This is a genomic window from Ekhidna algicida, from assembly GCF_051379705.1.
Classification (GTDB): Bacteria; Bacteroidota; Bacteroidia; order Cytophagales; family Cyclobacteriaceae; genus Ekhidna.
Genome location: NZ_CP179868.1, coordinates 1,122,015 through 1,137,520 on the forward strand (window position 1 = coordinate 1,122,015; position 15,506 = coordinate 1,137,520).

7 protein-coding genes are annotated in these 15,506 nt (G+C 39.5%); all 7 read right to left on the bottom strand.

Going from position 1 to position 15,506, the window contains the following annotated elements:
* Positions 1-43: 43 nt before the first annotated feature.
* A complete protein-coding gene (locus tag ACL8WY_RS04720; RefSeq protein ID WP_436517272.1) occupies positions 44-1,444 on the bottom strand; it encodes a SusD/RagB family nutrient-binding outer membrane lipoprotein in 1,401 nt (466 codons plus the stop codon).
* Between the two features lie 21 nt (positions 1,445-1,465).
* Positions 1,466-4,714, bottom strand: coding sequence for a SusC/RagA family TonB-linked outer membrane protein (locus ACL8WY_RS04725; protein WP_436517273.1), 3,249 nt, complete (start codon positions 4,712-4,714; stop codon positions 1,466-1,468).
* A gap of 232 nt (positions 4,715-4,946) precedes the next feature.
* Positions 4,947-6,278 (bottom strand): M28 family peptidase, encoded by a 1,332-nt coding sequence (locus tag ACL8WY_RS04730; RefSeq protein ID WP_436517274.1) that lies wholly within the window; start codon positions 6,276-6,278, stop codon positions 4,947-4,949.
* Between the two features lie 4 nt (positions 6,279-6,282).
* Positions 6,283-9,585, bottom strand: coding sequence for a VCBS repeat-containing protein (locus ACL8WY_RS04735; RefSeq protein WP_436517275.1), 3,303 nt, complete (start codon positions 9,583-9,585; stop codon positions 6,283-6,285).
* 74 nt (positions 9,586-9,659) lie between these two features.
* A complete protein-coding gene (locus ACL8WY_RS04740; RefSeq protein WP_436517276.1) occupies positions 9,660-10,823 on the bottom strand; it encodes a hypothetical protein in 1,164 nt (387 codons plus the stop codon).
* A 24-nt stretch (positions 10,824-10,847) separates the two neighbouring features.
* Positions 10,848-12,137, bottom strand: coding sequence for a SusD/RagB family nutrient-binding outer membrane lipoprotein (locus ACL8WY_RS04745; RefSeq protein WP_436517277.1), 1,290 nt, complete (start codon positions 12,135-12,137; stop codon positions 10,848-10,850).
* 18 nt (positions 12,138-12,155) lie between these two features.
* Positions 12,156-15,383 (bottom strand): SusC/RagA family TonB-linked outer membrane protein, encoded by a 3,228-nt coding sequence (locus ACL8WY_RS04750; RefSeq protein ID WP_436517278.1) that lies wholly within the window; start codon positions 15,381-15,383, stop codon positions 12,156-12,158.
* Positions 15,384-15,506 lie beyond the last annotated feature (123 nt).

Below are 15,506 nucleotides of genomic sequence, written 5' to 3' on the forward strand. Positions count from 1 at the left end.
CGAAGATTTTCATCTCCGGTTTTTAATTAATCAATCCTGAAATTTAGTTATCCCACCATAGTGGTGTCTGTAAGTTCCCATCTTTGATAGGAACGTTGGCGTTGTTCAAATCTATCTCGGTCTGAGGATAAGAAACCCTTCTAGGGATTTCTCCATTCAGGTTGAATGAGTTAATCCCATTCGTATTAGGAGTTAGATTTGGATACCCGGTTCTTCTGTAATCTGCCCAAGGCTCGATACCGTTCGAGTACATTGCAATGTACTTTTGAGTAATGATTTGCTCTAAGCGAGCCGCGTCATCTGCCAATCCTGCCAGCGCAGAGTTGGTAGCCACATAAGCTGCGTCAGTCGAGCTTGTCAACTTCGCGATGGAAGCGCCAATGGCTTCAGCTAGGGCCGCTTCAGCAGCAGGCACATCATTATTGCCCATTAATTCGATCTCAGCTTCCAAAAACTTCATTTCTGTGTAACTGGTCATAATAACCGGCGCATTGATGTTGGTATAAAATGTACCTTGATCAAACGTGGTAGAATATCCTGATGGATCAGGATCATCTGCATCCGGATCTTCATCGAGCAATAAAGCGTCTCTTCGAGGATCATTAAGCGTATTTAGTAATCCAAAGAAGAACGGGTCAATATTGATATTACCACCTCTATCTTGAGAGAACTGATACGCAGGATTGGATTCGTTTGGAGAAGTTCCGAAAGACAGCTGCAAGTCTCCGGCACTAGAAGCCATCGCATCTGCTAGTTCCGCCTCCGCATCCGCATAGGCTGTGCCGCTCACTTTAGTAAGCCGCATATAATACTTGGCTTTCAAAGCATGAGCTGCTGCAATCCAACTATCAGTGTCACCTCCATAAATAAGGTCATCGCCTCCCAATGCCGAACCAATTCCTGCAGGTCCACTTAATAGAGTAATAGCATCGTCTAAAAGTTGATGTATGGTAGTATAGATTTCCTCTTGCGTATCATATGTTGGTTGTAAGTTTCCGTCTCTTGCTCCAAAAGCAGTAGAATACGGAATGTCACCAAACAAATCTGTCATTGATCCAAGACCATGAGCTATCAAAACCTTGGCCATACCGGAGGTATGATTAGATTCCTCAGCGGTAGCCTTTTCGTCAATAATAACCAATGGCTGAAGTGTGGACACATACATTCTGAAGAAGATTCCATCACCATCTGCCGGAACCCACAAGTATCGATAGTTGTCTGCTTGTTGTGCATTGATCCCAACAAATTGTTGAGTAAATAAACCACTAAGTCTAACCAATTCACCACCAACAACCCATGCCATACCCGCTTGTGCGGCAGGAACAATGGCTTGTGCTGATACATCAGCCGGTGTAGCCGGACTCACGTTTATGTCTTCATCAAAATCGCATGAACTGCTAATTAGAATGAGACATGTCAATATAGATATTACTTTTATTTTCATCTTATTATCTTTTTTGATTGATTATAGGGTGAAATTCAACTTAAACCCGTAACTCTTCGTGTTTGGATTATTGAAGTAATCATATCCAAATACATTGCTCGCCGCACCAGTTAAGTTGGTCTCCGGATCAATCCCTGTATAATCAGTGATTAAGAATACATTTCTAGCATTTGCGTTGATTGTAATTCTTGAGAATGGAAGTCCATCTATCAATGATGCAGGAAGGCTATAAGAAATGTTTACATCTCTTAATCTAATCCATGATCCATCCTGTACAGTCAATTCATCTAGGTTTACAAAGCCATAATTCTGATAGAAGTTGGTACCTCCATCTGTTCCACCTTTCACAACTGCAAGCGTGTTTTCAGTCTCCGTAGGATTACCATTAGCATCTGCTTCTACTCCTGGGAATACAACAACCTCATTTCTGTCAAGCGTTTCAGCACCTACACCAAATCCATTGAGTACACCTGAAGTACCATTGTACACGTCGCCTCCTTTTCGGAAATCAAATAGCATAGAAAGCTCAATGCCTTTATAAGTAAAGGTATTTCTGAACCCAAGCGTAAAATCTGGGTTTGGATTACCTACTTTACCATCTACAGGATTTTGCAACGGCATCCCTGTATTTTGATCAATCACCATTCTTCCCTGATCGTCTCTTAGGAATCTGGTTCCAAAGAATATACCATACGGTTCTCCTTTTTGAATACGCTGAGTTCCAAATGGATCAATGGTGATTACATCTAAACCAGGTGCAATCTCATTTACAATTGATTCGTACTTATTAAAGATCAACCCTATTTCATATTCGAAATCAGATGTTCTTACTACACTTCCTGTAACAACCGCTTCTATACCCTTATTCTCAATTTCTCCAGCATTAATTACTGTTTGAGCAAATCCAGTTGGATAAGGTAGATCTACACTAATGATCGCATCCTCTGTAAGGGATCTGTAGTATGTAATATCCGTTGTGATTCTTCCTCCAAAAAACTTGAGATCAGCACCTATTTCGAAAGTAGTTGTGAATTCTGGCTTCAATTCAGGATTACCTAATATGTTATTAGGAATAAAAGAGTTCGTTCCTAAAGCAGGGAATAGTGTTCCGTTTGGAGTAGTCCATCCATCTCTAACTCTAGCTTGAGTAAAGGTAGAAGCTGTAAATCCGAATGGAGCATCATTACCAACGCGACCATAAGATGCGCGGAGTTTACCATAAGGAAGTGCGTTACCTAAATCGATGTTTTCAGTGAATGCCCAACCCAATGCAACAGCAGGGTAGAAAAATGAATTATTGGCTGATCCCAAAGTCGATGACCAGTCATTTCTACCTGTGATGTTTAGATAAAGCATTTCTTGATAAGAGAGTCTTATATCTCCATATACACCATACAATTGCTTCGCTGTTGGTCTTTCAACCACGCTAAAGCTCTGAGCACTTGCCGCATTGAAGAATCCTCTGGAGGCAAGTCCCTGACCATCTTCTCTTCTATTGTCTACTTTTTTGTCGTAGTAGTTCCATCCAAATGTACCATTCAAATAGATGTCAGATGACAGCTCTTTCTGTACTGTACCGTAGACATCCAGATTTAAATCTGTATTGGTAATTGCCTGGTTGATTACCTGACCTACACCAAAAGATCCGGAACCGATATCATTTCTGAATTTTCTAAAATCGGAATATTGATCTATACCTGCTCGTGTATGCAATGTGAACCAATCTGTGAAATCATAGCTCAGCTGTGCATAGCCAATGACACGATTCACATTATCATTCATGAAGTTTTTGTAAACGGTCCAGTAAGGGTTATCGTAGATAGCACCACCACCAATCTGACCTCTGTAGGCTCTTGGTGTACCGTCTTCAAACTGATATGCCGATGGATCATTCTCTGGATCAACACCTCCTCTATTGTCAAATGATGGTGTTGTTCTCAACAAACCAAGCATAACTCCTGAGGTATTTGATCCATTTTGAACTTTAATACCTCCACTATTTATGAAGTTGGTCGAGATAGTAGCTTTCAACCTATCTGTAAGACTAGAAGAAATCGTTGCCTTCACTGAAGTTCTTTCGAATGTATTATTTGGAATAATACCCTCCTGATTTAGGTACCCTACTGATATATAGTAGTTTGTATTATCAGTTCCACCACTTGCGCTTAGAAAATGATTTGCCGTAACCCCTGTGTCAAAGAATGCCTCGGTATTATTGTATGCTTGCGCCACTCTGCTCGTAGCTCTTGGATCAGATGCTGGTACAATAAGTCCATTTGGATCCCATATTGAAGCTTCGTTCGCATAGCGTAACGCATCAATTCGTGGACCCCAGCTATTTCCGGTAAAAGATCCTGTCATTGGTCCTTCGAATGTTGGTACAAAAACGCCAGATCCTTCAAACGTCTCAACTACATTACCTTGAGCATAGGTAGTTTGTAAATCTGGAAGTTTGTTAACCTTATCAAAGGTCATTCCAAATGAATAGTTGATTTTAGCTGCTCCTTTTTTTCCCTTTTTTGTTGTGATAAGAATTGCACCGTTTCCAGCTCGTACACCATAAAGAGCGGTTGCGGCTGGCCCCTTCAAAACAGTAAGGCTTGCAATGTCATTCGGGTTGATATCAATCGCTCTGTTTGAGTTATTAACACCACCAGAACCTAAATCTGATATAGCATCCTCGGGTGAATCTGCTGTCGTAAACGTACTGTTGTCAATCGGAATACCATCCACGACAAATAAGGGTGAGTTTGAGCCTTGAATCGTTGAGTTTCCTCTGATTCTAATCTGAGCTCCAGCGCCCGCTGTTCCTCCAGAACTTGTAACCTGTACACCAGCTGCTTTACCAGCCAGGCTAGCTACCAGGTTAACCTCATTGGCTCTATCTACCTCTTCGCTATTTACTTCTTGAACTGAATATCCAAGATCACGCTTTTGGGCAGTCAAACCGATTGCAGTAACTACGACCTCTTGAAGTTCTGTGAAATCTGCCGCCATTGAAACATCAATAACCGTTCGATTTCCTACTGGAATTTCCTGAGTGACAAATCCAATGAACGATACCATTAAAACATCATCATTGGATACATTTAAACTATAGCTACCATCTACATCGGTAACTACTCCTGTTGTGGTTCCTTTTATTTGAACCGTTGCTCCGGGTATACCTTCACCGTCATCATCGGTGACTTTACCCGTTACTGTCCTTTGAGCCATTAGTCCAGTGACTACAAAAAGACATGCCATTAATACTAGGTAAGCTTTTTTCATAAAATTTAATTAGTTGAATAAACCTTTAATGTTAGGTCTCAGATCAACCAATTAATTGTAAAAAAAAAGATGGGTCAAAATCCAACCATTTCTGGATTTCATGTGTATTGCTTAACTAATCCTGATAGGAAATCAGCGAGTCGCAATGGTTGTACTTTGATTTTTGGCTGGTTATAAAAACAAAAACCTCGAACCGACATCAGCTCGAGGTTAATAATTGTTTTATTTAAAATTATCTCTTTACTTCCGATGGGAACACAACCAGACTTTCATTTCCATCCTTTCCTATCGCAGAAACACCAAAGAAGTAGTTATCAATCACAATTCCCTTTAAGGTGAATTCTGTTTTGTCTTTATCAACGGTATAAAACTGATCCCATGTAGGTGAGGTGGTATCTCTGAAGTACACTTTATAGCCTGTCAAATTTGGATCATCTACCTTATCCCAATAAAGTGTAGTAGCAGGCTGAACTGCCCCGCTTATAGCAACGTTTTGTGGCTCCATAGGCGCTGACGCTAATGCTGCAAGAGAAATTGCGTTTACAGCTGTTAACTTTCTAGCATACTCAAAGTTGACAGCTTCTATTACATCCCCATATTTTATACCATCTTCTTCTCGAATATCTTGATGCTGCTGAGTATAATTCTCATGAGCTTCCATTATCCGCACTCCTGCGAATCCAGCGTCATTGAAGGGACGATGATGACCACCTCGACCAAAACGATCAAGTCTATAAATCATCATTGGGTTCATTTCAGGCATAAATGCTTTGGTTGCTTGATAAACGTATCTTGCCAGTTGTCTTGATATTCCATCTACTTCACCTCCATAATATCTTCTCATTCGTTTCTGAAAGTCTGAATCTTCAGGATTTGTAGGTTCAGAAAAAATTCTAAAGGTCCTGTTGTCAATCACTCCATCGACTCCTTGAATATTTCCTATCATATCGTTATTTAGAACTCCAACAATCTCCCAGCCCTCTTCTAAAGCTTTTGCTGCTAGATGTTTCCCGCCATAAAGCCCTTGTTCTTCACCCGATAACCCTACCAGCATTATCGAACTTTCAAAATCATATTTAGAAAGAACACGAGCAGCTTCAATTACTCCAGCCATACCGGAGGCATTGTCATTTGCACCGGGAGAATCATCAGTGTAGTTAAGAGGATCAGATACCCGACTATCAATATCTCCGGACATAATCACATAGCGATTCGGGTATTTTTTTCCCCGTATGACAGCCATTACATTTACTATTTCAGTATCTTTTGTAATTCGCGTTTTTTCATTTCCTTTTTCAAGGGTTCGCTGGGTTGATACTTCAAGGCAACCGCCACATTCTTTACTTATTTTTTCAAATTCAGACTGAATCCAACGACGAGCAGCTCCGATACCTCTGGTATCTGATTCTGTCTCTGACATGGTGTGTCTGGTGCCAAATGAGACAAGCTTTTGAATATCACTCTCTATCCTTTCGGCACTTACATCCTCAATTATTTCATATGGATTTTGGGCGTTTACAGCACAAAATGAAAGCATCATTAGGTAAAAACATATCTTTTTCATACTTCTATTCGAATTTAAATTGTGGGTTAATCTCGTAAACTAATAAGCTATCATTATTCGTTGATACTATTAGTTGATCAGGATTATTGTCGTTTGAAATGATTAACATATCTCTAACATCTTTATTGAGATAGAGTTTGGTCGTGTTTGCTGGTAGAGATTCAAATATCATATCTCCTTTATTCATCAATACACCTCCAACACTCGCATCAGCTCTCGGGGTTTCTATTTCTGCTCCATACAAGTTACCTCCGAATATGATATCAAGCAGCCCATCACCATTCAAATCCACAAACACTGAAGCTCTTAATGGAGCCACCTGCGTTTCAATTGGGAGATCTACTTCAACTAAAGTACCACCATCATTTCTGAGAAGAACACTTTCAAAAGTAGTGGCTTTGTAATTGATAGAATTATCTAATGCTTCATCTCCATATATTTGATCGACACTCAGCGATGCAAACTCATTGTATGTTTTAATCTTTTTCTTCAAATCAGGAATCTGCTGGCTCGAACATGATTTTCCTCTCAATGGCACTTCTTTGCCGGAATCAAAATAGCTTAAAACAATATCTCGTCTACCATTGCTATCAAAATCGTGACTATAAAGGGAAAAGGGGGTTTCCTCTGATGCTTTGTATTTATAGTTAAGCCCCAAATTACCTAGCAAATAGTCCTCATCTCCATCATTATCAATATCAGCTGCTGTCACATGAAACCACCAGCCTACTTTAGCAGTTAGACCCAAATCTCTTGTAACTTCAGTAAAAGAACCGAGTTCATTCTTATAAACGATTACAGGCATCCACTCACCAACTACTATCAAATCCAAATCTCCATCCACATCGTAATCTGACCAAGTTGCATCGTTGACCATTCCTGTGTTTAACAATTCAGGAGCTACTGTTTCAGTAATATCTTCAAACCCCAATTCACCATTTTCTTTGAACATATTCTTATATAATCGGCTTCCGGGCGCAAGTGGGTAATTTCCCGGTACTAATCTACCCCCAACAAAAAGATCATAATCTCCATCACCATCATAATCAGCAGACCGTACGATGATAGTACTTTCTTGAAATGATGGAAGGATATCTTTCTGAGTGAATTCACCATCCACATTTTCATAAAACAAATCTTGATAAGAATCTCCACTCGTATCATACTCATTGCCACCTACAACCACATAAAGGTCATCATCACCATCATTATCTGCATCAAAGAATAGGGATGATACCTCTTCTACATTTGAATTGGTGTTCACGATTTTTGTGTCTCCATTCTTACCTATCAGTTTACCTGTAAAACCTACTGCACCTGGAAGATAAATTTGACTGATTGAGCTTATGGATAGTTTAGGGCCGTAATCGGATAGCTTATGAGGTAATAAAATCTCGCGCTCGAAATCATCAAAATCATTTTCGGAATGCTTTATTGTCGATTTCTTATCTGTGAATAAGGGATCAATACTTTCAGGTTTGCTTAACGGGACCTTACTGGATGACTTGTCAATTATTATGGTCTGATTAGCATCGGTTTTACCAAGATTCGTTACTGTTCCATCATTCCAAATTACCTTAATACTTTCAACTTCATCTGTTTTTCCTAGACCAAAATGAATGATTGGATCTACTGAAGAATAAAATCCTCTAATATTATTAACCTCACGAAATTGCTCAAATGAAGTCTCGCCATTTGAATATGAGATTTGAACTTTTGTCCCTATAGCACCAGTAGGTACGCTAATTTTTAGATAATTATTTTCATTCAATTGATCGCTCAGGTTTTGATAGATAACAGAAGTATCATTTAAATTATTTACAACCAAATCTAAATCGCCATCTAAATCCAAATCCCCATACGCTGCTGAAGTTGTCCAAAATCCATCATCAAGTCCCCACTCCATACTTGAATCACTGAATTTTAATCCGCTTTCATTTTTGAATGCAAAATTCGCAATTCTTCGTTGCGGGTATATTTCAATTAAGGAATTGATTGCTTTGCTCAGTATGTCATCCTTACTCATCCCCTGCTTAGCATATGAAGCCACACTTTTATTTATCTCTGCAATCGCATCTGTATTTCTTAGCTCTCTATAAATACCATTTGAAACAAATAAATCTTGAAGGCCGTCATTATCAAAATCAGAAAATAATGGTGTCCAACTCCAATCCGTGAATGAAGTATTACTCATTAGTGAAATATCGCTAAATACAGTATTCCCGCTATTGTCAATCCCTTGATTTAATTGAAGTGTATTCATCATATACTGATAATGTCCCCCGCTTTCCACCGTGCTCCAAAATGCTTCTGGATTCATACCACTCATATTGGATTTCAATCCAAAATTATCCTTTGCAACCATGTCGACAACTACCAAATCAGACCAACCGTCATTGTTGAAATCAGATGCATCTACACCCATACTGAAATAGGTTATATGTCCCATACTTTCATGAACGACATTACTAAAAGTGCCATCTCCTTGATTTATGTATAAATAATCCGGATTATTATAATCACTCGTTACATATAGGTCCATCCAGCCGTCATTATTGAAGTCTGAGGCAACTGCACTCAATCCATAGCCAATGTCATTCACATTGGCTTGCTCGGTAACATCATTGAAATAACCATCATCATTACGCATGAGTCTCCAGCTAAGAAGAGGAATCCTCCAGTCATTTCCTTTAAGTTTTGAAAGTATACCAGGATTGGGTGGCTGATTTACCAAAAAAAGATCAAGGTCTCCATCTTTATCATAGTCCATAAAAATAGCCTGCTGGCTTCTCCATGGATCTGCAAGACCCAGAGATTGGGCTTTTTCAGAAAAAGTACCATCTCCATTATTTATGTAAAGTTCATTCGTTCTTAGTTCAGGAAAATCGTCATATAATGTCTTACATACATATATATCAAGAAAGCCATCTTCATTTATATCAACCATTGAAACACCACTAGTCCACCCACCTTTATTTAGAATGCCTGCTTCTTCTGTTATTTTTTCAAACTTTAAATTTCCCTTATTAAGGTACAGCTCGTCCTTAACTTGATTCCCTCCGAAATATAAATCCGGTAAACCATCACCATTTATATCTCCAATTGCTACGCCAGAACCACTATAGATATTATCGTATATGAAAGGATTGAGCTCGGGTGTTTCTTTAAGCTGATTAATGAAGCTTATCCCAGTCCCTAAAGATGTCTTGAAAAGCGTTTCTTCATTCGAAATTTCATTCTCATTGCACGAAAACAAAATCATTGCAAAAAGTGAGAAAACAATATGATATTTAATTCTATTATTCATCAGACCACTAGAACTTCTTAAAAATAAAAAAGCCATCCTCAAAAATGAGGATGGCTTTAAATAAGTTATAAAAATTAAGGTGTGAGATTAACCGTACCTAAATCCAATGGATTTCCAGCAAGGTCTTTCACCATTATTGTCAAATTAACTTCGCCATCTGCACTACCGGTCCATTCGTAGAAGAACTCCCAAGTATCGCCATCTGCACTAGTAGCTATTGCAACGGCATCTCCGTCAGCATCTGCTCCGTCAATGTCACCGTCACCATCATCATCAACTCCAACAAAATCCTCCATTAGTGTTAAACTACCAATGTCTTCATTAAAGATGTAGTTGAAATCATACCCAGTAGTATCCAAGCTTGCACCAGCTCTGACAAGTCTAGAGTTGTTTTCCGCCACTGTTGGATTTACATCATCAATGAAGTATGCCATCTTGAAAGTATCAGTAACCATTGTGAATCCAGCAACTGCTTCAGCAGCAGAAATCTGGAAACTTACGGTATCTGTAGTAGCAGTAGCATCTGGTGTATAGGTAAACCAATACACAGAATCAGCTCCGTCAGAATCAGCAATGGTTTGAATTGCTCCAATTACACCAGTACTTCCTTGCTCTGTGATTTCCACAATTGTAGGATTTGTTGTTAGAACTGCAGTGAAATCATTTGCAAACTCCAGGAACACTGTATCTACTGAATTAGCATTCAAATAAGTGCTGTCAACAGAAGAACTTGCTAAACTTACAGTTTCAGTTGCAACAGTCAAAGTAAATGGATTCGCAGGATCATATCCTGAAGAAGCGCCAGCATTTGCCTGTCCCCAAACTGAACCATCACTTTTTTCTACTGCCAAGGAAAAATCAAGATCATCTCCCTCACCTATTGTACCAACACCTACACCAAGTGCTCCTGCAATATCAGATAGATCAAAACTTCCTGATGCTCCTTGTAATCCATTATCATTTTCTGAAAATGAAGTAATTGTTGCTAGGGTTCCACTATTTGTTCCATCAGAAACTCGAATTTCTACAGAAGCAACATCGTTACCACCTGTTCCATCCACTAGTTCAAATTCCCACGAAATTGAAGAGGATGGATCAGAGGTTAGAAGGTCTCCAGAAGGTGCAGACACCCAACTAGCAAAAGCTGCAGATGTACCACCCAAATCCTCTAACGGATCCGTATTATCGCATGCTACTACAAGTAGACATGCCATTATTATATATGTTATTTTTTTCATGTCATATTTCATTTTAAATAACTATTAGTTGTCCCACCCAACATTCGATGTGAAAATATTTACATCTGAAACATTCGTATTGAATGTAATTTCATCTTCACCGTATGGAAATCTAACTGGCACCGCTGACCCTGATGTTGGAGTCAATGAAGGAACATTTGTACGTCTCCAATCATTATAAGCTTCCGGCTGCAAGAACATTGCTATATACTTCTCAGTCATTATACTATTTAATGACGGAGCACCTGCTGGATAGTTATTAGCGACGTATGTGCTATACCCTCCTACACCAAGGTTATCAAAATGAGCTTCAATTCCTGCAAGAAATGCTGTTCTTGGATTTCCTGTTGTTCTTTGAATACACTCTGCTTCAATAAACTTGATCTCTCTATACGTAATCAACTCCTGATTGAAATCATCTGTTAAGTATGGATGAGTAGTAATAAAAGTATTGTTAAATACCGGTTCTCTCCATGTATCTCCCAATCCATCCATAATACCTTCCATAGTCGGATGAAATTCAATATCACCTGTTCTATCTCTGTTAAATCGATACCACTGACCAGCACCAGCATCACCACCTGGGTACTTATAAGCTAAATTATCACTTGCACTAGTGAATGAATTTTGAGCGGCAGTCAATGCCGCACCGTATTGCCCTTGATGGAGTCGACCTCTTGCTTCCAGAGCAGAAGCAGCTTTTATCCACTTACTGGCATCTCCACCATACATTACATCATCAGTACCAAGCGGCAATCCTCCATCAGAACCTCCAAGAAGTGTTGCGCCCGAATTCAACAGTGCGAAAATCTCAGTGTAAATTTCAGTCTGAGTATCCAGTCCTGGTTGTAGAACATCCGTTCCCTGAAGGGCCTCGCTGTAAGGAATATCATCCCATACATCTGTAGCCATCATTAAACAATAGGCAATCATAATATCAGCCACACCTTCATAGTGAGCGTATCCCAATTCAACTGCTTTATTCTTAACAGTAACAAATTCAATCAAGGTATTCTCATACATGTTATTCCATCCTGTATTTGCATATGCAGGGTTAAAACTGGAATAATTGTTAATAGAAGACCACTGACGAGCAACCCCTTCTGTTTGCTGGGTCAACACGCTAGTACTTCTTGAGAAAAATCCGCCAGTCAAATCTGCTGCATTCACCAGTCCAGCTGGCAATACTACGGATACTGGAGCGTCTGTAGGGGAGTTTGGATTTTCATTGATATCTCCTCCTAAATAACTTTCACAACTTGACATCACCAGGACGCCAAAAGCAAGTGTTATTGCTTTAAATATATTTTTCATCTTTTGTCGCTTTAGTGATTAAAAGTTTAGGTTAAGTCTTACAATGTAAGATCTTGCTGCAGCTTGGTTAAAGTAATCTAACCCTTGTGCATTACCTGTTCCAACCAAACTAGTTTCAGGATCTACCCCATCATAAGGGGTATCATACCATAGGTTTCTACCATAAAACCCTAATGATGCAGCATCAAAGAATCCATTCAATATATTCGAAGTGTCGAATTTATATGATACAGAAACCTCTCTTAATCTAATCCATGAAGTAGACTGGATGAATTGCTCATCTACACTACCAAATCCTCCTAGAGAGCTAGTCCAGTAATTCTGTCCTCTCACAATTGGAATATCATTAGGAGTACCATCAGATTGCTTTACGCCTGGTATCGCAAATGGTGCCTCTTCTCTTGTATCAGCTGTTAGCTGTGATCTACCAAAGAATGTAAGTGCCCAGTTCGTACCGTTCCACATCTCACCGCCTTGTTTCCAATCCAATAAGAATGAGAAATTAACTCTCTTGTAATCAATGCTATTTTTGAATCCAATTTGGAAGTCGGGGTTGGTATTACCAATTGATCTCAAAGAAGCGTCTGGAATCTGGAATCCATATTCTCCACTTGTAGGATCATCGTTAATTACGATTTCACCCTCAGGAATATTCAATCCATCATCGTTAGGACCACCGGCTCCTTCTCTTAAGTAAGCACCTCCAAATATTTGGCCGTACTGATTTCCTGCGATCAAGAATATACCTGTTCCAGTAAATCCACCAATCTGGAATCTTTCCAGTCCTGGAGCAAGTCTATCTACTACTGTTTTAAACTTAGTAAAATTGACTTTTGTATTCCATCTGAAATCACCAGAGTTAACAATATCACCATCAAGAGTTAATTCCACTCCATCAGCCGTCAAAGCACCAGAGTTTAACCAAACACTAGTGTAGCCCGTTGAGCGTGGAAGTGATGCTTGAAGAATTGCATCTTCTGTTTCTCTTTTAAAGTAAGCAGCATCTAAACCAATTCTTCCATCTAAGAATCTCACATCAATTCCTAATTCAATTGAGGTTGTAGACTCAGGCTGTAGTTCAGGGTTTCCAAGAGTACCAGACAATTCGAATCCTGATACACCACCAAGCGGGAATGGAATGTTATCACCCCATCCGTCACCAACACTTGCCGAAACAAAAACTGAAGAAGTAGAATAAGCGTTTGGAGGTCCTGCACCTACTTGTGCCCATGAAGCTCTCACTTTACCAAAAGTCATAAAATCTACATCCAAAAGTTCTGAAAATACGAATGAAGTACTTACAGATGGATAAATAAATCCTATATCTCCAGCGTTGAATCCCTTACTAGGAGCACTTAGACGTGAATCATAATCCTGTCTTGCTGATACAGTCAAGAAGACCGTATTTGCATAATTACCTTCGACGGAAGCAAAAATACCCATGGTTCTGTAACGATTGATCGTTCTTACATCAGTCACATCTGATGCATTAGCCATATTAACAAAGCCTTGAGATGCAAGAGAGTTACCCGTGGTTAACGAATTATCAAATCTGTAATTAAACACGTTAATACCCGCTGTGTAGTTAAGTCCAATTTGATCAAATTGTCCACCACCATTGATACTAAGAATAGCGTCTGTTTGATTTACAGTATAATTATCATGGATTACTCGACCACCTGGTGCAGTTCGAGAATTAACCTCAAATTCTTGCTTTCTTTCATCACTTGAGAAGTCTGTACCAACATTTAAGGAAACGTTTGCCCACTGATTGAAATCATAGGTAACCATCATGTTTCCGAAAATACGGTCAACGTTTTCGATCCTTTGTGCAAGATTAACCACCCAGTATGGGTTGTCATATCCACCACCACCACGGTAGTTTCTTTGCGATCCATCTTCGAATATGTAAGATGAAGGTTGATCTACGGCACCTGAACCAAACCCACCTGAGTTATCAAAGGTAACTGGCGTTCTAAATAGACCCAGGTTAATACCTGAAGTATTTGAACCTTGTTGAATTCTAGTATGATCAGATCGAGTATAGTTAATCGAACCTGAAAACCTCAACTTGTCAGTTGCTTGCAGATCAGACGCAAGCTTTATTGTATTTCTATCATACGTGTTATTAGGAATAATACCTTCTTGCGTATGGTTCGAGTAAGACAATCTGAATGAAGCGGTCTCCCCGCCACCTGAAATCGCAATTGAATTCGTCAACGCTCGCCCAGTTTGGTAAAAATCGCCCGTATTATCATATCTATTCACAGCTTCTCCAGTTGCACTAGGATCAGTTGCGCTTACGATTCTACCGTTTCTATCATATGGGTAGCTTGAATCTCCATCATAGCTAAGTGTAGAAACATGTGGCCCCCAAGATGTAGAACTACCTGTTTCCGGAGCATCATATGCTCCTGACCACCCTTGAGCGTATGTAGACTGAAGTTGAGGAAGGGTCGAAACACGATCAAATTGTAGACTGGAAGTAAAACTAACATCCAGTCCTTGACCTTTTTTACCTTTCTTGGTCGTAATAACAACTACACCAGTAGACCCAGCGGTACCATATAATGCGGTAGCTGCTGCACCTTTTAGTACGTTCATAGATGCAATATCATCCGGGTTCAAATCCATCAATCTATTTGATTGAGATGTTCCGGCAGTTTGATCCTCACTTGAGTAAGTTTCGTTGTTAACACGAACACCATCAATCACGATTAGAGGCTGGTTGTCGCCAATCATTGAAGTGATTCCTCGAATTAATATTCTAGAACCTCCTCCAACTGTTCCACTAGAACTTGTAATCTGCACTCCCGCAGCTTTTCCACTTAATGCATCAAGCGGGTTTTGCGCTGCAGCATCCATAATGTCTTGACTATCGACACTCTGTACACTATAACCCAACGCTTTCTTTTCCCGTTCAACACCAAAGGCTGTTACAACTACTTCTTGTAGTTCAGTTGCCCCAGACATAGAAAGATCGATGGTAGTTCTCGATCCAACTGCTACCTCTTGGGTGCCAAATCCAACGTAGGAGAAAATTAATGTAGCTCCATCTTCAACGGAGATACGATAGTTACCATCTAGATCTGTGGTAACACCTGTTGTTGTGCCTTTAATCACAACATTCACGCCCGGTAATCCCTCACCGGAATCATCGGTGACCTTACCCGACACTGTTCTTTGAGCTATTAGACATGTAATAGCAAAAAAGAACAAAGTAGTAAGTAGTAAAATCCTCTTCATACTTTACTTTGTTTTGTTAAAAAAATAGGTTACTAAACCATCAAAGTAAGTGAAATAATCCAACTTTAACAATAAGGTAACATGGTATTTGGAGGGATTACCAAAATGAAATATTGTTTTAAC